The following is a 20,172-nucleotide window of genomic DNA, read 5'->3' as shown; positions in this document are numbered from 1 at the left end:
GGTGCAGTGCTGACGCGTGTACGTGGCTGGCGCCGCGGCTGGCAGGAACGCAGCAAACTCGAACGGATCGACCTCTACACGCGGCTGACCGTGTCGGCGATTCCCTGGCTCTTCACCCTGACGTGGCAGCTGGCTCCGCTGAAGCAGGACATCCGCCATGAGCCGCTCCCGCTGGCGCTGGGCCTGGCCCTGCTCGTGGTCTGCCTGGCGCAGTGCGTGCTGAGCAGCCGCAACGTGCGGCCGTCGTACGAGCACTACCTCGGCATCTCCGTGTTCCCCCGGCAGCGGATGATCGCGCCGCTCGCCCTGCTGCTGGTGGGGCTGGGACTGCTGGCGGCACTGGCCGCCGTGGACGGGGTCGGCGGATCGGGGCTGCTGATGATGACCATGAACGCACCGATGGCGCTGGTGATGACACAGGTCCTGCTGGTCCCGGTCCGCACGTTCCTGGTCCAGTCGCTCGTCCTCGTCGGGCTGACCACCGGCATCCTCGCGGCCGCCGGGGCGCGGGGCGGAATCCTGGCCGGCGTGGTGCCGGCCACGCTCTTCGGCTGTGTGCTGGTCCTGATCTCCGTACGTCCGAGCACCTGGAGCCTGAGCGTGATGTGGCAGGCGGAGGAGGCCCGTGACGTGCAGGCCCGGCTCGCGGTCGCCGAGGAGCGGCTGCGGTTCGGGCGGGACATGCACGACGTGCTCGGCCGCAATCTCGCCGTGATCGCGCTCAAGAGCGAGCTGGCGGTGGAGCTGGCCCAGCGCGGCAGGCCCCGGGCGGTGGACCAGATGGTCGAGGTGCAGCGCATCGCCCGCGCCTCCCAGCAGGAGGTCCGCGACGTCGTACGGGGCTACCGGGAGGCGGATCTGCGTACGGAACTGGCCGGGGCGAAGGGCGTGTTGCGGGCGGCCGGCATCGAGTGCGCGGTGGTGGGCGACAGCGGAGCCGAACTGGCCGCGCCCGTCCAGGCCGCCCTCGGCTGGGTGGTGCGCGAGGCGGCCACCAACGTGCTGCGGCACGGCGACCCCCGACGCTGCACGATCCGGCTCACCGCCTCGGCCGACCAGGTGGTGCTGGACGTGGAGAACGACGGCGCGTCGACGACGACCACGACCGGGGAGTGCGGTTCCGGCGGGAGCGGTCCTGGCGGGAGCGGTTCCGGGCTGGCCGGACTGCGCGAACGGCTCGGCTCGCTCGACGGCTCGCTGGACGCGGGAACGCCCGGCGACGGGCTCTTCCGGCTGACCGCGAGAATCCCGCGGTCCCGCCCGGACACGGGCCGGAAGCCCGGTGTCGCGGCGCGTACGGCTCCCGCCGATGTACCGGATACGGCTTCCGCCGATGTACCAGCCACGGATACGCGTACGGCCTTTCTGGAGGAGCGAAGATGACTGCGGTGCGGGTGCTGCTCGCCGACGACGAGCACCTGATCCGGGGCGCGCTCGCCGCGCTGCTCGCGCTGGAGGACGACCTGGTGGTGGTCGCGGAGGCGGCGACCGGCCCGGAGGCGCTCGCCATGGCCCGTGCGCACCGTCCGGATGTGGCGGTCCTGGACCTGGAGATGCCGGGGGCGGACGGTGTGAGCGTCGCCACATCACTGCGGTCCGAACTCCCGGGCTGCCGCACCATGATCGTGACCAGTCACGGCCGGCCGGGACATCTGAAACGGGCCCTCGCGGCGGGCGTGCGGGCGTTCGTACCGAAGACCGTCAGCGCCCGGCAGCTGGCCGGGATCATCCGTACCGTGCACGCCGGGAACCGTTACGTGGATCCGGAGTTGGCGGCCGACGCCATCGCCGCCGGGGACTCGCCGCTGACCGTGCGCGAGGCCGAGGTGCTGGAACTGGCGGCGGACGGGGCGCCGGTCGCGGAGATCGCGCAGCGGGCCTCGCTGACGCAGGGAACGGTCCGGAACTACCTCTCGTCCGCGGCCTCGAAGCTCGGGGCCGAGAACCGCCACGCGGCGGTGCGTCTCGCGCGCGAGCGGGGTTGGGTATAGTAGTTCTCGCGCTTCGGCGCTTGCGGACGTAGCTCAGTTGGTAGAGCGCAACCTTGCCAAGGTTGAGGTCGCCAGTTCGAACCTGGTCGTCCGCTCCGTTCAGCAAGAAGCCCCCGGTCGAAAGACCGGGGGCTTCTTCGTGTGCCGGGGGCGGCTACTTCCAGGGCATGCCGGTGAGGAGTTCGTACGCCTCCAGGTACTTGGCCCGGGTCGCGTCCACGATCTCCTGCGGCAGTGCCGGCGGCGGCTGCTCGCTTCTGCGGTCCCAGCCGGAGACCGACGAGGTCAGCCAGTCGCGCACGAACTGCTTGTCGTACGACGGCTGGGCGTGGCCCGGCTCCCAGGTGGCGGCGGGCCAGAAGCGCGAGGAGTCCGGGGTCAGCACCTCGTCCGCGATGATCAGTTCCTCGCCGCCGTCGGCGGTGGGCGCGAAGCCGAACTCGAACTTCGTGTCCGCGAGGATGATCCCCCGCTCGCGAGCGATGTCACGGGCCCGGCCGTACACGTCCAGCGTCGTGCGGCGCAGCTGCGCCGCTGTCTCGGCGCCGACCTGGCGGGCCACTTCCTCGTAGCTCACGTTCTCGTCGTGGTCGCCGACGGCCGCCTTGGTGGCCGGGGTGAAGATCGGTCCCGGGAGCTCGGAGCCGTCGACGAGGCCCTCGGGCAGGCCGAGGCCGCAGACGGTGCGCGAGGCGTTGTACTCGGCCAGGCCGGAGCCCGTCAGATAGCCGCGGGCGACGCACTCGACCGGGACCATCCGCAGCGACCTGCAGATCGTCGTGCGGCCGGCCCACTCCTCGGGGGCGCCGGCCGGCAGCTCGGTGGACAGGACGTGGTTCGGCACGAGGTCGGCGAGCTGGTCGAACCACCACAGCGAGAGCTGCGTCAGCACACGGCCCTTGTCCGGGATCTCGGTGGGCAGGACCCAGTCGTACGCGGAAATCCGGTCGCTGGCGACCATGACGAGGTCACCGGCCTCGTTCCGGTACAGGTCGCGCACCTTGCCCGTGTGCAGGTGGGTGAGCCCCGGTACCTGTACGGGCTCGGGCTTTTCTACAAATCCGGACACGCTGCCTCCGCGTAGGTTGATCCAGGAGTCGTTCCGATTGTCCCGTATCCGGGTGCGGACGGCTGCGCAGGGGTGGAGCAGGGACGCGGCCCGGCGAGGGCGGGTGCCGTGGTCCTCAGGCGCGCTTGCAGATGCGGTCGAGGAGGTTGGCGGTGGCGCGCTGGATGCGCGGGTCCACATGGCCGGGGCGGTCCAGGGCCGGGGACCAGGCGAAGGTGCCGGAGGCGAAGACGAGCGCGCCGGACGGGGCCCGGTAGAGGGACGTCTCCTGGTGACGCGTCGCACCCTCGGTGTCCTGGTACGGGGAGTGGGCCAGCAGGATGCGGTTGTCGTGCTCGGGAAGCGTGGTGCGCGGGAAGTAGCGGTCGGCCTCGCCCGCGACCAGGCCGTCGATCTCGTCGCCCTCGCCCGCGCCGGTCGCGTCCCACAGCCAGTGCTCCGCGTTCCGTACGACGAGGGGGTGGGGGTCGGGGACCCGGCCCGCGTACTGGATGCCGAGGAGCTGCTGCTCGGCCCGGTCGACCTCGCGCCAGAGGGCGGGTTTTCCCGGGCCGCGCCGCTTGCGGCAGGTGAGGAGCCGGTCGGGGACGCCGGACGCCGACGGAGCGAGGCCGACCTGCCAGTACATGGTGTTGGCGGAGAGGAAGACCAGCGAGGTGCCGTTGTCGCGGGCGCGTTCGGTGGTGCGGCGCATGGGGACCGACCAGTACTCGTCGTGGCCGGGGAAGACCAGGCCCCGGTAACGGGTCGGGTCGACGCGGCCCGCGTGCAGGTCGCGGGCGTCGGCGTAGGCGATGTCGTAGCCGTAGCGCTCGGCCCAGCGGATGAAGTCGTAGGCATGGCCGACGTGCAGCGGGAGGCCCGCGCCGGCGTACGGGCGGTCGAAGGAGACGGTGACCGCCGCGTCCTCCTCGCCCAGCAGCCGGCCCTGTTCGTCCCACGCGTGGTAGAGGCTGGCGCCGGTGCGGCCGTCCTCCGGGTAGAGGTTGTACGCCTGCCAGGTGATGTCCGGGAGGATCAGCAGCAGATCGGCCGGCTGGTCGTCGCGGACCGTGAACGGGATGTGGGAGCGGTATCCGTCGACCGTCGTGAGGACGGCGACGTAGGCGCCGATCGACCAGTAGGTGGGGATCTGGAGCCGCCAGGACTGCCACCAGTGGTGGCAGGAGACCGTGCGGTCGGCGGCGAGGGGCGCGGGCTGGACGATGCCGGAGAGCCGCGGGCTCGTGGTGATCTTGGCGGCGCCGTCGCCCCCGTAGTGGCCGATGCGGTAGATGTCCACGGAGAACTGCTGGGGCGGGTCCACGGTGATGTGGAAGTCGATCGCCTCACCGGGGGCCGCGGCGCCGGTGGAACTGAAACCCTTGATCTGCCGGTGCACGTCGTCGGCGGTACGGGTGCCGCCGCCGGTGGAGCCGCGGGGCAGCGTGGGATCGGCGTACCAGGGCACAACCTGGCCGGTGTCGTCGAAGTAGTTCTCACTGCCGCGCAGCCACGGGAGGGGACCCTGCCCGAAGGGGTCGGTGACGGCGTGCGCGAGGGCACCTGATTCCCAACGACGAATCTGCTCCGCCCCCATAACGCGCTTCCCTCTCTCAGGCCCCCGGAACAACAGTGGTGCGCTGACTGTCAGCGCCGGTCCCCAGCACATCACATAACGCATCCACTCCGTCACCGTTCGTCGCGAATTGACGTTAACGGAACCTATTCTTCCGGGTATTGGGCGTCGAGGAGTGGTGATATGCCTTGATTACACCCCAGTTGCACCGAGGATCGCAGCGGAATCGCGCGAGCGGCGTGGCACACGCACGGGACGCGTGTGGCGGTGCCCGCGGGACGCGTGTGGCGGGCGTCCAGGATGCGTGCGGCGTGCGTTCGGGACAGCGCGGGGGCGCGTCCGGGGTGCGTGCGGGGCGCGCCTTCGTTACGCCCGGGGCGCGTCCGGAGTGCGTGCGGGGGCGCCATCGTTTCGCCCGGGGCGCGTCCGGGTTCGAACCCGGTTCAGACGAGGCGGACGGGCTTGTCGGTGCGCACACCGACCGAGGCGAGCCAGGAGTGCAGGGGGCCGGCGTCGCCGTCCTCGACGAGGCTGAGGACCGGGGCGCCGAGATCGGACCGGCGCGCGCCGTCGACCAGCAGCGCGGGACCGTCGAGCCAGTCGAGGCCGGGGGCCGCGCCCGCCGTGTCGACCGCGGCGCAGCAGACCATCGCCGCGACGTGGTCGGCGAGCAGCTCGGTCCCCGTACGGGGCGGCTGCAGCGGGAAGAGCGGGAGGGGGTCGGGCCCCCAGAAGTCCAGCACGTCTCCACCGGACCCGCCGGACGGGCCGGCCCCGCCGGGTATGGGCTGCGGGGACTGGCCCTGGGCGTGTCCCTGGGAGTGTCCCTGGCTCTGGGCCTGCGCCTCGTCACGGGCCACGGCGGCACTGATCCCTGCCGCGAGCTCCTCGCTGCTGCTGCCGCCACTGCCGTTGCCGTCGCCGTTGCCGTTGCCCGAGACGAGATGCTCGACGACGCGGGCCAGTGTGGGCACCGCGGCACCGGCGACGTCGGACGCACCGGCGGAGGACGCGGGCGGTACGCCCATGTCGTCCAGGACCCGGTGCAGCCGGGCCGCCTCCGTGCGCCACTTCCGGTCGACGACTTCTTCCGGATACTGCTGCCAGTCCACCGGGGACCAGTCGGGCCCCGTCTCCGCGGGACCGCCGTGGAAGAGCCGGGCGGCCAGCAGGGACGCCGCCTCGTCGGCCGCTCCCGGTTCCTCCAGGAGGTCACAGGCGGGCCGCTCGCCGAGCCGGGAGGTGAAGCCGTCGGCCAGCCGGTCGCGCCGGGAGAGCTCGGTGAGGGCGGAGACGACTCCGGCGTCCAGCCGGGACGGCCAGCGCCCCATCCGCCAGGCGGGCAGCGCGACCCGCGTGAGCAGCCGGTCCCAGCCCGCGTAGGCGAGCCCGACCTGCTCCTGGGCGACTATCCGCAGCCCGTAGTCCACCGCCTGGGCGCGGGTGGACGCCGCGGCGGCGACACCGCGCTCCATCTCCGCGGCGTGGCTGTGACAGCTGCGCAGCAGCAGCCGGGCGATCCGGCCGATGAAGGCGTGCGGCAGCCGCAGAACCTTGCTCAGCGGCCCCTGTGCGGGTGCGGCAGCGTCGGCGACGGCCCCGTCCAGTCCCCGCACGAAGCGCCGGGCCGCGGCTATGTCGGGATGGGCGGAGGGGCCTGTGCCCGCGACGACCGGGGCGAGCACGGCCCGCAGCTCCGCGACGCGCATCCACCAGAGGAACGGCGAACCGATCACCAGCACGGGCGCGGCCTGCACTCTGCGGCGGCGTCCCGGACCCGTCCCCGGCCCGTCCGGATCCCGGCGGGCGGCTTCCCTGGCCGCACGGTCGGCTGCCGGGTGGGTGCGGTCCTCCAGCCAGCTGTCGCAGTCGGGCGTCAGCGCTATGGCCGAGGGCGCGGGGACGTCGAGGCGATCGGCGAGATCACGGACCAGCCGGTAGAGATCCGGGGCCGCCTTCTCACTGAGCGGGACGGTCGGGCTGACCGCCGGCTTCGCCCGTACCACCGCGATGGCGGTGGCCGCCGCGACCAGCAGGACGACGACGGCGCAGGCCGTCACGGCCCAGCGCACCGCCTCCCAGCCCCCGCCGTCGACGAATCCCTGTGCGCCCGCGGCGAACAGCACGACGGCGACGGCCGCGGGCAGCAGCGCCACTGCCGTCGCCCTGCTGCGGATGCGCAACAGAGCGAGCGCACGGGCACGTGCAGCCTGCGCACCCAACTCCTCACCTGTACCGGTACCGGACACGGCTGGATGTCACCCCCTCTGCCCTCGCGACGGTGTTGCTCACTCCCCCACTGTGGCACCCGTCACTGACATCGCAATGCCGGTGGGCCAAGTGCCGGAAAGCTTCCGCCGCACCCTAGTTGGGGCTTCGACGGGCGTCATCCGGATGGCTCAGCCGTCACTCGATGGAATGGCTTTGGGCAAAGCTGCTGACGCGCCGCTGTCCATGGGAAACGGCGCGTCAACGGAGGCAGGACCCCGACCGGGACCGGGGGCGGACCGGGTCGGAGAGGGCGCGGACCTCCGCGCCCTCTCCGACGGTGGACGGATCAGGCCCCCGGCGTTCTCCGCCAGGTGCTTCTACGGCTCAGGCCTCCGCGGCCTTCTTCGCGATGTCCGTACGGAGCTGGGAGCCGTCGAGGCGGATCCGGGCCGCCGCCGCGTAGGCGCGCTCGCGGGCGCCCGCGAGGTCCTTGGCGGTCGCGGTCACGGAGAGCACCCGGCCGCCGGCGCTGACGACCGCGTCGCCGTCCCGCCGGGTCCCGGCGTGCAGGACGTACGCATGCGGGGCATCCTGTGCCGCGACGTCTTCGAGACCCTCGATCGGGTCACCCGTTCGCGGGGTGTCCGGGTAGTTGTGGGAGGCGATGACCACGGTGACGGCCGCGTCGTCGCGCCACTTCAGCGGGGGCAGTTCGTCCAGGGTGCCGTTGGCGGAGCCCAGCAGGAGACCGGCCAGCGGGGTCTTCAGACGGGCCAGGACCACCTGGGTCTCCGGGTCGCCGAAGCGGGCGTTGAACTCGATGACCCGTACGCCGCGCGAGGTGATCGCGAGACCCGCGTACAGCAGCCCGGAGAAGGGCGTACCGCGGCGGCGGAGCTCGTCGACGGTCGGCTGGAGGACCGACTGCATGACCTCGTCGACCAGCTTGGGGTCGGCCCACGGCAGCGGGGAGTACGCGCCCATGCCGCCGGTGTTCGGGCCCTCGTCGTTGTCGAGGGCGCGCTTGAAGTCCTGGGCGGGCTGGAGAGGCAGCACGGTGGTGCCGTCGGTGATCGCGAAGAGGCTCACCTCGGGGCCGTCGAGGAACTCCTCGATGACCACGCGGTCGCAGGCCAGCGCGTGGGCACGGGCCGCCTCGACGTCATCGGTGACGACCACGCCCTTGCCGGCGGCGAGACCGTCGTCCTTGACGACGTACGGAGCACCGAACGCGTCGAGGGCCGTGTCGATCTCCGCGGAGGTGGTGCAGACGTAACTGCGGGCGGTCGGAACGCCTGCCCCGGCCATCACGTCCTTGGCGAACGCCTTGGAGCCCTCCAGCCGGGCCGCCTCGCCGGACGGGCCGAAGCAGGGGATGCCGGCGGCGCGCACGGCATCGGCGACCCCGGCGACAAGCGGTGCCTCCGGGCCGACGACCACCAGCTCGGCGCCCAGTTCAGTGGCGAGGCGCGCGACGGCAGTGCCGTCGAGTGCGTCGACCGGGTGCAGTTCGGCCACCTCTGCGATGCCGGCGTTGCCGGGGGCGCAGTACAGAGCGGTGACGTCGGGGTCGAGGGAGAGAGAGCGGCACAGGGCGTGTTCGCGGGCGCCGCCGCCGATGACGAGGACCTTCACGGGGTGCAGCCTAGCCGCCGGGGCAGGGCGGCCTTGACGGGCGCCGGTCCGTGGACACCGGACCGGGGGCTGCCCGCTGGATCTGGGCCGGACGGGGCGCGGTTGCCGTCCGGCTGTGCACCGCGCGGCGTTACCGGATACCCCGGCACCCCCGACAACCCCGCCGCCGAGACGCTCCGGCGCCGTCCCCGTACCCCACAGCCCCCGTGGCGCGCCCTACTCGTTGGTGAACTCCTCGACGACCGTGGCGCCCAGCTCGCGGACGATCAGGTCGTGGCCGGAGAGCGCGGAGTCGACCAGGTCCGGGTCGTCGGCCTCGGCGGTGTCGTCCTCCGGGGCGACCGAACGGGGCGGTTCGGGAGCGGTGTACGGCGGCGACGCGGGCGCCGCGGAGGATTCGCCGCCCCCCTGCCGCTGCCGCTCCGGGGCCGGCCGGGACTCGTACTGCTGCTGCGGCGCGGGCGGCGCAGGGCGCTGCGGTGCGGGCGGGGCCGAGGGGCGGCCGCCGCCGGTCTGCGGGGGCTGTCCGGCGCCGCCCGACGGGTCGACGATCGCCTCGATCTTCCACTGGGCGTTGAACCGCTCGGCCAGTGCCTGCTTCAGCACGTCCTCGCTGCCGCTGCTCGTGAAGTTGTCACGGGCCCCCGCGTTGAGGAAGCCGATCTGGAGGGTGGTGCCGTCGAAGCCGGTGACCTGGGCGTTCTGGCTGAGCAGGATCCAGGTGAACCGGCGGCGGTTCTTGACCGCCTCCAGGATGTCGGGCCACATGTTGCGCACCTGTCCGGCGCCCTGCGTCATACCCGGGGCCGGCTCCGGGGCGGCGGGCCCGGGAGCGGGTGCCACGGGCGCGGCCGGTGCGGGGGCGGCCTGCGGGGCGGGTGCCTGGCCGGGGGCGGAGGCGGTCGGCCAGCCTCCGGGCCGGCGCCCCTGCTCGGGCGCGGCCGCGGCGGGCCAGGCGCCGGGCCGCTGACCGGCCGCGGGGGCCTCGGCGGGCTGGGGCTGTACGGGCTCGGCGGGCGGGGCGGGGGTGGGCTGCGCTGGGGTGGGCGGCACCGGGGTGGGTGGCGCTGTGGTGGGCGGTGCTGCCTCCCCGCGTGCGGCGGCACGCGCGGCGGCGGGCCCCGACCCGGCGTCCGGCTGCGCGGCGGGGTACGACGCGGGAGCAGGGGCCTGCGGGGCTTGCGGGGCGACGGGGGCGTGGGCCAGGGCCTCGGGGCCCGGGGTGTAGCCCATGGCGGGCCCCGGTCCGGTGGTGGCGAAGGACGCGCCACGCTCCAGCCGGTCCAGCCGTGCCTGGAGCGAGCGCTCGTCGTCGAAGGCCGCGGGCAGCAGGACCCGGGCGCAGATCAGCTCGACCTGGAGCCGCGGCGAGGTCGCCCCGCGCATCTCCGTGAGCCCCTCGTTGACCAGATCGGCGGCGCGGCTCAGCTCGGCGGCCCCGAAGACGGACGCCTGGGCCTGCATCCGCTCGACGACATCGGCCGGGGCGTCGATGAGCCCCTTCTCCCCCGCATCCGGCACCGCGGCCAGGATCACCAGGTCGCGCAGCCTCTCCAGCAGGTCGGCGACGAAGCGCCGCGGGTCGTTGCCGCCCTCGACGACCCGGTCCACGACCTCGAACGCCGCCGCCCCGTCGCCCGAGGCGAAGGCGTCCACGACGGAGTCGAGCAGCGAGCCGTCCGTATAACCGAGCAGGGACGTCGCCATGGCATACGTCACACCGTCATCGGCCGCACCGGCCAGCAACTGGTCCATGACCGACATCGAGTCACGCACGGAGCCCGCACCGGCCCGCACCACCAGCGGAAGCACTCCGTCCTCGACGAAGCTGTCCTCCTTGGCGCACACCTCGGCGAGATAGTCGCGCAGCGTCCCCGGCGGCACCAGCCGGAACGGATAGTGGTGGGTACGCGACCGGATGGTGCCGATGACCTTCTCGGGCTCCGTGGTCGCGAAGATGAACTTGAGGTGCTCCGGCGGCTCCTCGACCACCTTCAGCAGGGCGTTGAACCCCGCCGAGGTGACCATGTGCGCCTCGTCGATGATGTAGATCTTGTAACGACTCGACGCGGGCCCGAAGAACGCCTTCTCCCGCAGATCACGGGCATCGTCCACACCACCGTGCGAAGCGGCGTCGATCTCGATCACGTCGATCGAGCCCGGCCCGTTGCGCGCGAGGTCCTGGCAGGACTGGCACTCCCCGCACGGGGTGGGCGTGGGCCCCTGCTCACAGTTCAGACAGCGGGCGAGGATGCGCGCGCTGGTCGTCTTGCCGCAGCCGCGCGGCCCGCTGAACAGGTACGCGTGATTGACCCGGTTGTTCCGCAGGGCCTGCTGCAAGGGGTCAGTGACATGCTCCTGACCGATGACCTCGGCGAACGACTCGGGGCGATAGCGGCGGTACAGCGCAAGGGACGACACACATACGAGGCTATAGGGGCGGACCGACAACCGGCCCCGGGCCGGGCACACCACCGGCCCCGAGAGCATCATCACGGCGAAGACCAGGGCCCCGGACACATACCGAACGACCCCGGAAACGTAAGGACCCCCCACGCACCCGCCAGAGCCAACCTACCCTTGCTGCCTTCCGGCCCTGGGGGAGTTCAGTCAGATAGCGCCACGTGAGGGGCTGACGCCCACCTTAGCCGATCCCCGCCCCCGCAAGTCCACCTCCCCACCCCTCAGGACCCCGCCGGGACCGCCGACGGGGAACGGGTTCGCGAGCACTCCTCAACGTCTTGTATTGTTTGCCGCGGAGGATTCGCCTAGTGGCCTAGGGCGCACGCTTGGAAAGCGTGTTGGGGGCAACCCCTCACGAGTTCGAATCTCGTATCCTCCGCCATTGCTCTCACCGGGCAATACGTCGAAGGCCCCCGCTGCTTGCAGTGGGGGCCTTCGACGTTGGTGGTTGCAGTTCCTGGCTACCGCCCGTTGAGGACTGCCCGGCACACGTTGCAGTACATGGCCGCGTTCTGCCCGTACCGCGGGCCGCTGGGCCGGCAGGCCGGGTAAGGGTGAAGCCGCCCGACCCTCGAGATCACTCGCTCGGTGCGGCCGCCCCGGCCTGCTCCTGCTTGTCGGCGTCGGCGAAGAGGAGCGTCGGTTCGGCGAGGATGTCCCGGCCTGCCTCGCTCTTGTAGATCTCGTCGACGCTGCCGAACCGAGCTCCCGAATAGTCGAGGTCGAGGAGGTCTGCTGCCTGTCGGACTGATGCTTCGTCGGGTCCTTCGATCTCGACGAAGGTGGGGAGGTCCGGCCAGGTGTCGAAGTCGAAGGCGACTTCGCCCAGGCGCCACTCCTCCCGGTAGTTCTCCTGGTAGCGGACTTCGCGCAGGCCGACGTTGCGGAGGATCTCGGCCATGGCGTGCAGGTCGGATACCTCGGTCTCGATCTCGGTGGTGCCGTCGATCGTCGTGGAGTCGGTGACCTGCTTCAGCGTGAGAGTGGAGCGCGTGGCCTCGTCCCTCAGGCGGACCCAGGCTCCGCCTTCGAGTGCGTCGTTCTCGAAGATCTTCCGGGTGAGCAGGGTGCGCGGAAACGCCTGGACGGCTCCGAGTGCCGTCAGTTTGGCCTGGAGGCCGTCGACGTCGACGGCGAGGAACTTGGCCTCGTACTCGTGCTTCATAGGTCCTTCTTCCCGTAGCTCTAGGAGGGGGTGGAGGCACGGGCGGCGAGGAGGAGGCCCATGCGGTGGTTGTGGTCCTGCAGCTGCCCGACGTGCGCCTGCTCGGTGAACTCGTTGGTCCGCAGGGTGAGCAGGACGTCCCAGTCCCCGATGAAGTAACGCCGGAGCTTCTCGGGGGATGTGTAGTGCTCCAGCACGTGGTGGCGTTGCGTGAGGGGCATCATGAACTCCGCGCCGAACAGACCGCCGGGCCGGACCAGGCGCTGCATGCGGTCGACGAACTCGCCCAACGGCCGGTGGTGGTTGGCACTGTAATGCCACGAGCAGCTCGTCCAGACGGCATCACAGGGGGCGGTGACGGGTTCGGAAGCGAGGAAGTCCTCCTCCACGACCTGGACACGGTCGTGGAGCCCTTCCTGCTTCAGCCGCCAGATCATGCCCGTCGCGTGACCGGTTCTGCCACCCGGGAGTTGGACCTCGCCGCCGTGGAGGGCGAGCGGGTCGCGCTCGATGGCGATGACGCGGTAGCCGGCCGCGGCCAGTGGCACGACGAGTCTGCCGTCGCTCGCGCCGATGACCGTCACGGTGGAGTCAGGCTCCGTACGCTCCTTCAGCGCGGCGAGGAACTGAGGGAAGAAGGTGAGGGTGTGCCGCCACATGCTTGGTGCCTGCACTGGCTTGCTCTCCTTGCGGGTGGGTGCTCAGGACGGCTTGGAGTACCTCGTCAGAGGTGAGACCGGTGGTGTTCACGCGGTGCATCGGGAACGAGGCGTAGGCGTCGGTGATCTTGTCTGCGGTGATCTCGGCGAGGGCGTCCCAACGCGAGACAGGCTTGTCGCGTCTGGCGAGTCGGCGCTGGCGCTCGTCCTCCGCGCAGACCAGGTAGTAGGTGACGGGACGCGGGATGCCCTGCGGCAGGGACACGGAGAGGTCGGCCCCGAAAGCGCGGTGGTTGGCCAGACAGCGTGCGAAGTAGCTCTCGACGACGACCGGGATGCCGGCGGACAGGTACCGCTGGATCTGGTCGGTGGCGGTGAACAGGGCCGAGAGGTAGAAGCACATGCGTGCCTCTGCATTGCCCAGCCGGTCGACCTCCTGCCGCAGTGCCTGGTAGGTGGGCGGCACGGTCGGGACCAGTACCGCGCCACGGGCAGCTGCGAGCAGGGGGGCGAGGGTGGATTTGCCGGTACCGCGGAGCCCTTCGACGCTCTCGAACGACGCCGGGTCAGACACGTCCGTACACCACGTCCGGCACCGCGAGGGTGAGTTCGTCGGTGGCGGAGGGCCGGTGGTCGATGTGATCGGCGAGCTTGTCGTACCAGAAGGCGTGCGAGTCCTTGCCGACGGCCTTGCAGGACATGGTGAGCGCGCCGCGAGGGTCGGCCTCGATCCGCTCGATCTCCACAGGGCCCCCGGAGGGGAGGCACGCGTCTGGTGCACCGAGCTCGGACAGGTCCTCGTCGAGGATCACCTCGATGTCCAGCTCGGCCGAGGCCAGGCACTCCCGCAGACGGGTGTAGGCCGTGGCGTCGTTGACGAGGAGCTCGGGGTGATCGGCTGCGTTGCCGACCGGCCGGAGGCAGTGGAGTTTCAGCTGCTCCACCCCGTACTGCTGCAGTGTGCGGGCGAGCGGCAGAACCTCGTCGATATTGCGTGAAGTGACCGTCATGGTCGCGCCGACGCGAACGCCGAGCTGCTGAGCGATTTCGAGGGCGCTCAGGGCACTGCGGTAGCTTCCGAACTTCCGGATCTTGTCGTTGGTTGTACCGATGCCCTCCAGCGATACCCGGAGCAGGTCCAGGTCGGGGGCGATCTCAGCCAGCCGGCGCTCGATCCGGTAGCCGTTGGTGCAGATCTCGACCTGCATGCCCAGGTCCCGCTTGGCGTACCGGACTACCTGGGCGAGGTCTCGGTAGACGAACGGCTCGCCGCCCAGCAGGGTGACAGCCTCGGTGCCGTACTCGTCACGCATCAGCGTGAGGAGGTTGACCGCCTCGTCCGTGGTGAAGGCGTCGGCGCGCTGGAGCCGTTCGCCGTGGAAGCAGTGCAGGCATTCGAAGTTGCAGCGGTAGAGCAGCTGCAGGTAGAGCATCCGGATCCTTCGGATCCCGGTGACTTCGCTGATCACGAGGGTCTCCTTCGGGCGCTTGCCTGGTGGGAGACCTGATATTGGCGGGGTGGATACGGACTTCGTCACCGCGTATCGGGACGCTCCGAGGACGTCCTGGGACGTTTTCAGCGGGCGGAGAGCGCGTCCAGAATCCCGAGTACACGGCCGGTGTCCATCAGATCGGGCAGAACCGTATGGGCACCGGCGTCTGCCAGTTCTTCGGTGCTGTGGACGCCGGAGGCGACCGCGATGATCTCGGAGCCCGTGGCGAGTGCGGCCTCCACGTCCCTCGGGGTGTCTCCGACGAGCACGACCGGCACGCCATCCGGGGCGCCCCGCAGCCGCTGGGCACGCTCCCGGGCGACAGCGACCAGGTCGGGGCGTTGAAGGGCATCGGCCCCGTAAGCGCCAACTGGTAGGTCGAGGAGTGGATCAAGGCCGAAGGCCGCGACCTTCACGCGGGCGTTGTCCGCGATATTGCCGGTGAGTACCGATGACACCCAACTGCTGCGCACGGAGACCTCCTTCAGGACTTCCCGCACGCCGGGGAGGGCTGCCCCCCGCTGGCTGAGAGCGTGGAGACGCGCCCCACCTGCGCCGGACAGCGCCCCCTCGATAGCGGTCCAGTCCGGCTCGGCCAGGCCGTTCCGATGGAACATGTCGCGCATGATCAGCCGGTCCGTACGCCCTTCCGTCCGCGCCGGCCCTGCGGGCGCCCTTCCTGCCAGGGCTGTGAAGGCGGCGGCGTAGATCTCCTTGCTGACCCCGGCGTTCTCGATCAGGGTGTGGTCGATGTCCCACAGGACGATGAGCTCCATACATCCAGCGTAAATACAGCAGCCATGACCCCCTCCTTCCGTGGAACGTCCCGAAACGTCCTTGCCGCTCCTGCCCCGTCTCGGCTTGTATGGCTTCTGTGAACGAGCGATTGCACTCCGTGCTCGCCCAGCGCGGCATCCCACCCGAATCACTCGCCGAAGTCTGCGAGGTGGACCCCAAGACCGTTGGCCGGTGGCTCGGCGGGCGCGTTCCCCATCCTCGCCACCGCTTCCGCGTCGCCAAGCACTTACGGGTCGAGGAACTGTTCCTCTGGCCCGCACCGGCACCGAGCACTCCGCAGCAGCTCACCGGTTCAGGGCAGGAGCTGGTCGGGACCTACCAGAACCGGGCGAGCGTCCCGCGCGACACGTGGCTGTCGCTGCTCAATGGCGCCCAGGAGCAGATCAGCGTCCTCGTCTTCTCCGGCACCTTCTTCGCCCAGTCCAACCCTCACGTCGCCAAGATGCTCGCCGAGCGCGCATCAACCGGAGTGCGAGTGCGGCTCTGCTTCGGCGACTCGAAGGGCCAGGCTGCGGCAATCCGGGGCCACGAGGAAGGAATCGGCGACACACTCGCCGCCAAAATCCGCGCCTCCCTCACCTACTACCGGCCCCTGCTGTCCGAGACCGGCTGTGAGGTGAGGCTGCACGACACCACGCTCTACACCTCTATGTTCCGGTACGACGATGACCTTCTGATCAACCCGCACGTCTGGGGCCAGCCGGCCAGCGCCAACCCCCTCCTCCATCTCCGCAGAGCAGACACGGCGGGCTGGTTCGACAACTACGCTCAGAGTTTCGAAGCTGTCTGGGCCTCCGCACGGCCCTGGACACCAGACCAGGAGGGGCCCTCGCCACATGGGCAGGACTGAGTACTACAACGACCCCAAGGCCCCCAAGGCGAACACGCTCATCCCCGCCAACAACCTGCTCGTCGTCGACGACAACGGCGCCATACTGCTCCAACGCCGCCGGGACACCGGCCAGTGGGCCCTGCCCGGAGGAGCCCAGGACATCGGCGAGACGGCGGCGCAGTGCGCGGTGCGGGAATGCCTGGAAGAGACCGGGATCATCGCCGAGATCACCGGCTTCCTGGGGGTCTACACGAACCCGAACCACATCGTGGCCTACACCGACGGCGAGATCCGCCAGCAGTACGAGAACACCTACATCGGCCGCCCCCTAGGCGGCGAGCCCACCATCAACGACGAAGCCGACGGCGTCCGCTACGTCCAGCCGAACGACCTGGACCAATACGACATCCACCCCAGCATGCGCCAGCAGATCGGCGACTACCTTGCTGGCACGTACCCCTACCTGGGCTGAGCGGCCAGTGCCGACTCCACCCGCCTCACCGCCGCAATGATATCCGGCTCCGCCCGACGGATAAAGTGCCCCACCAGACTGCCAGCCCCATAGCGAGCAGCGATCTCCGCCAGCCTGGCTTCGACAGACGTGACCTCGCCATCGGGCGTGGTCGTCATGTCGCAGTACACAAGGGCGTCAACAAGACGCTGGTCATCGAGGAGCGGAAACTCCGCTTCCAGCACAGCGCGCAATCCGCGCTCCTCCGCTTCCAACAACGCGAACGAGTGGTTGGCCACCAACCGAACCAACCGTTCATCCACGGCATGGGTGTCACGAAGAAACCGGGCCCCATCCAACGAATGAAAACCGGTGACGGCCAGGCGTGGGGCGTAACCAACGTCGTGCAGGATGGCCGCGGAGAACAGAAGTTCCGAGGCACCTTCCATGGCTTCGGCCACTCTGGCCGCGCGCCGTGAGACTCCTAGCGAGTGCGCCCATCGACGAGGAAGCGGTCCGCTCAACTCGGCCTCGGCAACCGCACGTGCCCAGTTCGCCATCGATCCGCCCATTCCCGGTACATGCCCAAGGCCAACCTTGCTCAGTCTCAGCAGAAGCGATCACTGTGCACCCTGTCGGTCAGGTTCGGCGATTCGCAGAGAGGGGTGTCGTGGGATCTGGTCCTCGACCCGACGATGCCGCCGCCGCGTGGTAGAGACGACCAGTGCCTGTCCGGTCGGCGGTAGCTGGGCCTGGGCCGCTGTCAGTGGGCTGTGGGAGCGTGGTCTGCTGACCGGCGGTGGAGCGAGAACAGGGAGTCGTCGATGGCAGGGGACGCTTTGGAGCTACCGGAATGGCTGGCGAGCGGTCGAGGGTCCGGTGCTTTGGACGGGATGGCCGTCCTAGATGCCCGAAGGATGGGATCTCGTTCCCACGGCATGATCGGGCGGTTCGGGATAGGAGCGAAGAGTGTACTCACTCTGCCCACCGGTACGGGAAAGACCAGGACTTTCGTAGCGACGGCAGTCGAGGCGGCCCAGCAGCGGCGTCGGTTGACGGTCGTGGTCAAGGACCGTTACAAGGTCGCGGAGTTCAAGGCGGAGCTAGAAGCCGCTTGGGGTGGGCTCGGTACGGCGGGGGACAATCTCACCGCACCGGGCAGTTTTCCTCTAATTCCCGAGCCTTACGTGCTACGGAGGCTGCGCGCCCGCACCGACCCAGTGGCCGCCTACAGGGCGCTGTGCAGGAGAGCCGTCGAGTGGGAAGCGACCGGGCGGGACCAAGAGCGGCGAGCCGTATCGGGAGACCAACGAGTACGCAATCGCGCGGCAACTCGTGCGGTGATCATTCGCAGCAGGGGGCAATGCGAGAGCCCGGAGTGCTTGTTGCCGAAGCTTCCGTATCGGACGACAGCCGGAGAGCCGCTGCTGGAGGCCGATCACATCGATGACCACGCTGGCGGCGGCCGTGACCATCCGGCAGCGATGATCGCCTTGTGCCCGAACTGCCACGCCAACAAGACCCGCGGCGCCGGGCGGGCTGAGCTTACCGAGAGGCTGCGTTGGGTCGCGGTGGGCCTGCATGCCGCCTGGGAGGCCAGCATCGTGTAGCGCGAGCGACGGGTTCAGGCGATGGCCTGCCGAGTATCTGGTGCTCGGGCAGATCCGGGTCTAGGGCGGCTACTGAGGCACCCCCGTACCCGCGCTCGCCGCTCCGCCGGCTTCCTTCACCACACCGCCCAATGCCACGGCCACCTCTTGGCCATCTTCCACGCCCTCCTCCTCGGCCTCCTCACCCACCGCCCAGAAGGCCCCTGCGCCTTCACGCCTGCAGCAAGAGCACCCTGGGAGTTCGCCGAGCGCCGTCTCTATACATGGGCTGATGCCGGAGCAGCGACTCATCAATCGTCGGTGTCGCCGTGCTTCCCCGGGCCTCTTGTGCGGGGAAGCGCCGTTCAGCCAAGGGCGGCCGCAGTGGCTCGGCAAGTGAAGAATTCGCAGGGCTACTAGAGGGTGGAGCACAGTCCACAGCGCCTCTCGTGCAAATCCGACGCATTCTGCTTCTGCCCAAGCGGCATTCGGCGCAGCAGCCGGATGCGTCGCAAACGGTAACCCGGAGGACTGTATTAGTTCCTGAGCGGCACGCAGCCACCAGCCCTCATTCAACGATTTTGGAATCAACAGGGTCGAGAGGGCGTCGCCGAATCCAGAAGTCGCTGGAAGTCCCGAACGAGGACCATGCGATAGATGTCGAGGTGTTTCAGATTTCGAAAGATGTCTGCCGCGATCTGCTCTTGTCGCTGAACGTCACTGCCGAAATCCCGTACAGTGATCAGCGCGTCATAGTTTTCGAATCGGATACCGTGGTCCTCTTCGTAATCATGTGACAGCTCCACTTCAACAGCCGCATGACCAAGAGATACGCTGTAGTCAATGTATCCGGGCGTCTTGATATGCAATAGGGCTCCGCAAGCGGATCCGATGTCAGAAATCAGCCTCTCTACTGGCTGGCCGGGGCTAATAAAGATGGCGTGGGTGATACTCATGAATCCTCCTATGGATAAGTGAGGTTGAAGTTGTCGCCGACGACACGAATGCCATCCATTCGACCCGGCGGATTGTTGCGGAAAAACTTGCCGACCCCCTCCCTGGCGGCTTCCTCGCTAAGACCACTTCCTCGTGCTTCAATAATTGCATGACGCGCCTGCCCCTTGGCCTTGTTGAGTTGATTCTTCACAGTGCTTGAGCTTGCTCCAGGATCGAGGCTCTTGAATTCAGTCTCAACCCCGTCTACGAATGCATCAGCTCGTCGCACCCCATCCTCAGTAGATTCCACTTGTGCCCTGACATGCTTCCCTTCCGATTTCAGTAGTTCAGCTACCTCTCGTTCCCTTAGATCGAATGTCTTTTCCGTCTCATCGATGCTGCCCTCTCTGCTGCCCTTCCCTTCACTACCCATCCCCGCCCGCTCACTTTCAGTGCCCCCGAAGCCCCCATTGGCACTGGCCCCCATGAGCACGATGCCCGCAGAGCCCAGGAGAGCTGCGTTAACTGCGGCGACGACGGTCAGACCGCCCGTGGCGCCCCCGCCAGCGAGGGCCAGACCGGCAAAACCCATACCAGGTCCGATGAGTGCGGCCAGGGAGACCAGAAGGAGAAGGAGTCCGACCCAGAAGAGAGTCTGGTCGAGGGCTTCCAGTAGATGGGCCGGGGAGAGGAGCGTGTCGGTGGTGACGTCGGCGCCACCCAGACCGCGGAAGAGCATGAATGCTCCGGCGGCGCCGGAACCCAAGGCAGTGGTGATGCGGAAGCGGTGCAGGGCCACTTGCTCACCGATGGGTTGGGCCGCAGTAGCCCGCCAGGTGCGGAGCAGGGCGGTCAGCTGCCAGGCGATCCAGGCCAGGGCTACTGGAGCGGAGTAGAGAAGGATCTTAGCTTGATCTTTATGGTCGACGGCCGTAGTGCTCTTCGAGTGATTCGGCGCGTTTGGTGGTTTTTCCCGGTGTGTGGCGGGGCGCTCTCGTACGGTTGATCGATCCGCGGGGGCGTCCTGGGCCGGGGCGGGAGGGTTTCGGTGCAGCTGCGGGACGGGCTGCCTTCGCGCGGATGTTGCGCAACCCCCGGCGCACCCGGGCGGGGGTCAACTTCTGTGCAGGGAGCGGGTGTTCCCATGGGCGGTGCAGGTCTTGCGCGGCCGGTCGGGCGAGCCACAGTTGGGTGTGCACGGCAATGATCAGGGTCGTCCACAGGTCGGCGGCGGCCGGGGCACGGAGCTTGGGCACGGTCCAGCCGAGTGTCTGCTTCATCAGGCGGAAGGTGTGTTCCAGGTCGAATCTGCGGAGGTAGGC

18 protein-coding genes, 2 tRNA genes, 1 other RNA gene and 1 pseudogene are annotated in these 20,172 nt (G+C 69.6%); 7 read left to right on the top strand and 15 right to left on the bottom strand.

What is annotated here, in order from left to right; genetic code table 11:
• Positions 1-6 precede the first annotated feature (6 nt).
• The 3 genes from ACIQM0_RS35960 (at position 7) to ACIQM0_RS35950 (ending at position 2,086) form a co-directional block, all read left to right on the top strand.
• Positions 7-1,383 carry a sensor histidine kinase gene (locus ACIQM0_RS35960; protein WP_401294870.1) on the top strand — a complete coding sequence of 459 codons (1,377 nt, stop codon included), beginning with the start codon at positions 7-9 and terminating at the stop codon, positions 1,381-1,383.
• Positions 1,380-1,991: a response regulator gene (locus ACIQM0_RS35955; protein ID WP_401294868.1), complete on the top strand. Its 612-nt coding sequence runs from the start codon at positions 1,380-1,382 to the stop codon at positions 1,989-1,991. The genes ACIQM0_RS35960 and ACIQM0_RS35955 overlap by 4 nt, the downstream gene beginning before the upstream one ends.
• A gap of 22 nt (positions 1,992-2,013) precedes the next feature.
• Positions 2,014-2,086, top strand: a tRNA-Gly gene (locus ACIQM0_RS35950).
• A 59-nt stretch (positions 2,087-2,145) separates the two neighbouring features.
• On the opposite strand, the gene ACIQM0_RS35945 is transcribed toward ACIQM0_RS35950, so the two are convergent.
• The 6 genes from ACIQM0_RS35945 to ffs form a co-directional block, all read right to left on the bottom strand.
• Positions 2,146-3,060: a phosphoribosylaminoimidazolesuccinocarboxamide synthase gene (locus tag ACIQM0_RS35945; protein WP_401294866.1), complete on the bottom strand. Its 915-nt coding sequence runs from the start codon at positions 3,058-3,060 to the stop codon at positions 2,146-2,148.
• 115 nt (positions 3,061-3,175) lie between these two features.
• Positions 3,176-4,639 (bottom strand): N,N-dimethylformamidase beta subunit family domain-containing protein, encoded by a 1,464-nt coding sequence (locus tag ACIQM0_RS35940; RefSeq protein ID WP_363023086.1) that lies wholly within the window; start codon positions 4,637-4,639, stop codon positions 3,176-3,178.
• Positions 4,640-5,061: 422 nt separating this feature from the next.
• Entirely contained in the window at positions 5,062-6,867 is a 1,806-nt protein-coding gene (locus ACIQM0_RS35935; protein ID WP_401294864.1) for a hypothetical protein, read from the bottom strand.
• 346 nt (positions 6,868-7,213) lie between these two features.
• Positions 7,214-8,464, bottom strand: a complete 1,251-nt coding sequence (purD, locus tag ACIQM0_RS35930) for a phosphoribosylamine--glycine ligase (RefSeq protein WP_401294862.1) — start codon at positions 8,462-8,464, stop codon at positions 7,214-7,216.
• A gap of 216 nt (positions 8,465-8,680) precedes the next feature.
• Positions 8,681-10,885: a DNA polymerase III subunit gamma and tau gene (locus ACIQM0_RS35925; protein ID WP_401294860.1), complete on the bottom strand. Its 2,205-nt coding sequence runs from the start codon at positions 10,883-10,885 to the stop codon at positions 8,681-8,683.
• Between the two features lie 119 nt (positions 10,886-11,004).
• Positions 11,005-11,101, bottom strand: an RNA gene (gene ffs, locus ACIQM0_RS35920) — signal recognition particle sRNA small type.
• Positions 11,102-11,221: 120 nt separating this feature from the next.
• Here ffs and ACIQM0_RS35915 point away from each other — a divergent pair.
• Positions 11,222-11,309, top strand: a tRNA-Ser gene (locus ACIQM0_RS35915).
• Positions 11,310-11,504: 195 nt separating this feature from the next.
• Here ACIQM0_RS35915 and ACIQM0_RS35910 read toward each other — a convergent pair.
• From ACIQM0_RS35910 to ACIQM0_RS35890, 5 genes are all read right to left on the bottom strand, one after another.
• Positions 11,505-12,092, bottom strand: coding sequence for a class IV adenylate cyclase (locus ACIQM0_RS35910; protein ID WP_401294858.1), 588 nt, complete (start codon positions 12,090-12,092; stop codon positions 11,505-11,507).
• A gap of 20 nt (positions 12,093-12,112) precedes the next feature.
• On the bottom strand, positions 12,113-12,766 hold the full coding sequence (locus tag ACIQM0_RS35905) for an SAM-dependent methyltransferase (protein ID WP_401294856.1): 654 nt from the start codon (positions 12,764-12,766) through the stop codon (positions 12,113-12,115).
• Complete coding sequence (locus tag ACIQM0_RS35900; RefSeq protein ID WP_401294854.1) at positions 12,684-13,325, bottom strand: hypothetical protein; 642 nt, start codon at positions 13,323-13,325, stop codon at positions 12,684-12,686. The genes ACIQM0_RS35905 and ACIQM0_RS35900 overlap by 83 nt, the downstream gene beginning before the upstream one ends.
• Positions 13,318-14,220, bottom strand: a complete 903-nt coding sequence (locus ACIQM0_RS35895) for a radical SAM protein (protein WP_401294852.1) — start codon at positions 14,218-14,220, stop codon at positions 13,318-13,320. The genes ACIQM0_RS35900 and ACIQM0_RS35895 overlap by 8 nt, the downstream gene beginning before the upstream one ends.
• 107 nt (positions 14,221-14,327) lie before the next feature.
• The gene (locus ACIQM0_RS35890; protein WP_401294850.1) at positions 14,328-15,020 is read right to left on the bottom strand and encodes an HAD family hydrolase; all 693 of its coding nucleotides are present in this window, start codon (positions 15,018-15,020) and stop codon (positions 14,328-14,330) included.
• 98 nt (positions 15,021-15,118) lie between these two features.
• Here ACIQM0_RS35890 and ACIQM0_RS35885 point away from each other — a divergent pair, with 98 nt between their 5' ends.
• Together ACIQM0_RS35885 and ACIQM0_RS35880 are read left to right on the top strand one after the other, a co-directional pair.
• A complete protein-coding gene (locus tag ACIQM0_RS35885; RefSeq protein WP_401294848.1) occupies positions 15,119-15,892 on the top strand; it encodes an XRE family transcriptional regulator in 774 nt (257 codons plus the stop codon).
• Positions 15,879-16,346: an NUDIX hydrolase gene (locus tag ACIQM0_RS35880; protein WP_401294846.1), complete on the top strand. Its 468-nt coding sequence runs from the start codon at positions 15,879-15,881 to the stop codon at positions 16,344-16,346. Before ACIQM0_RS35885 ends, ACIQM0_RS35880 begins: the two co-directional genes overlap by 14 nt.
• Here ACIQM0_RS35880 and ACIQM0_RS35875 read toward each other — a convergent pair.
• Positions 16,334-16,897, bottom strand: coding sequence for an HD domain-containing protein (locus tag ACIQM0_RS35875; RefSeq protein WP_371777159.1), 564 nt, complete (start codon positions 16,895-16,897; stop codon positions 16,334-16,336). The two genes, ACIQM0_RS35880 and ACIQM0_RS35875, sit on opposite strands and share 13 nt — an antisense overlap.
• An 813-nt stretch (positions 16,898-17,710) precedes the next feature.
• Between ACIQM0_RS35875 and ACIQM0_RS35870 the strand changes: the two genes are divergently transcribed.
• Complete coding sequence (locus ACIQM0_RS35870; protein ID WP_360926363.1) at positions 17,711-17,935, top strand: HNH endonuclease signature motif containing protein; 225 nt, start codon at positions 17,711-17,713, stop codon at positions 17,933-17,935.
• Positions 17,936-18,501: 566 nt separating this feature from the next.
• Here ACIQM0_RS35870 and ACIQM0_RS35865 read toward each other — a convergent pair.
• From ACIQM0_RS35865 to ACIQM0_RS35855, 3 genes and pseudogenes are all read right to left on the bottom strand, one after another.
• Positions 18,502-18,870, bottom strand: a complete 369-nt coding sequence (locus ACIQM0_RS35865) for a hypothetical protein (protein ID WP_401294843.1) — start codon at positions 18,868-18,870, stop codon at positions 18,502-18,504.
• A gap of 8 nt (positions 18,871-18,878) precedes the next feature.
• Entirely contained in the window at positions 18,879-19,649 is a 771-nt protein-coding gene (locus ACIQM0_RS35860) for a hypothetical protein (RefSeq protein ID WP_401294841.1), read from the bottom strand.
• Positions 19,650-19,767: 118 nt separating this feature from the next.
• A pseudogene (locus tag ACIQM0_RS35855) lies at positions 19,768-20,172 on the bottom strand (transposase); the annotation flags it as partial.

It is taken from the genome of Streptomyces sp. NPDC091387 (genome assembly GCF_044756945.1).
Classification (GTDB): domain Bacteria; phylum Actinomycetota; class Actinomycetes; order Streptomycetales; family Streptomycetaceae; genus Streptomyces.
The sequence above is the reverse complement of the archived record's forward strand: the minus strand, read 5'-3'. Positions and strand labels throughout refer to the sequence as shown.

Bases quoted from the DNA above. Each gene is read 5' to 3' on its own strand.
- ACIQM0_RS35940 (WP_363023086.1), bottom strand. From the start codon at position 4,639: ATGGGGGCGGAGCAGATTCGTCGTTGGGAATCAGGTGCCCTCGCGCAC.
- ACIQM0_RS35955 (WP_401294868.1), top strand. From the start codon at position 1,380: ATGACTGCGGTGCGGGTGCTGCTCGCCGACGACGAGCACCTGATCCGG.
- ACIQM0_RS35910 (WP_401294858.1), bottom strand. From the start codon at position 12,092: ATGAAGCACGAGTACGAGGCCAAGTTCCTCGCCGTCGACGTCGACGGC.
- ACIQM0_RS35875 (WP_371777159.1), bottom strand. From the start codon at position 16,897: ATGGGCGGATCGATGGCGAACTGGGCACGTGCGGTTGCCGAGGCCGAG.
- ACIQM0_RS35880 (WP_401294846.1), top strand. From the start codon at position 15,879: ATGGGCAGGACTGAGTACTACAACGACCCCAAGGCCCCCAAGGCGAAC.
- ACIQM0_RS35865 (WP_401294843.1), bottom strand. From the start codon at position 18,870: ATGAGTATCACCCACGCCATCTTTATTAGCCCCGGCCAGCCAGTAGAG.
- ACIQM0_RS35890 (WP_401294850.1), bottom strand. From the start codon at position 15,020: ATGGAGCTCATCGTCCTGTGGGACATCGACCACACCCTGATCGAGAAC.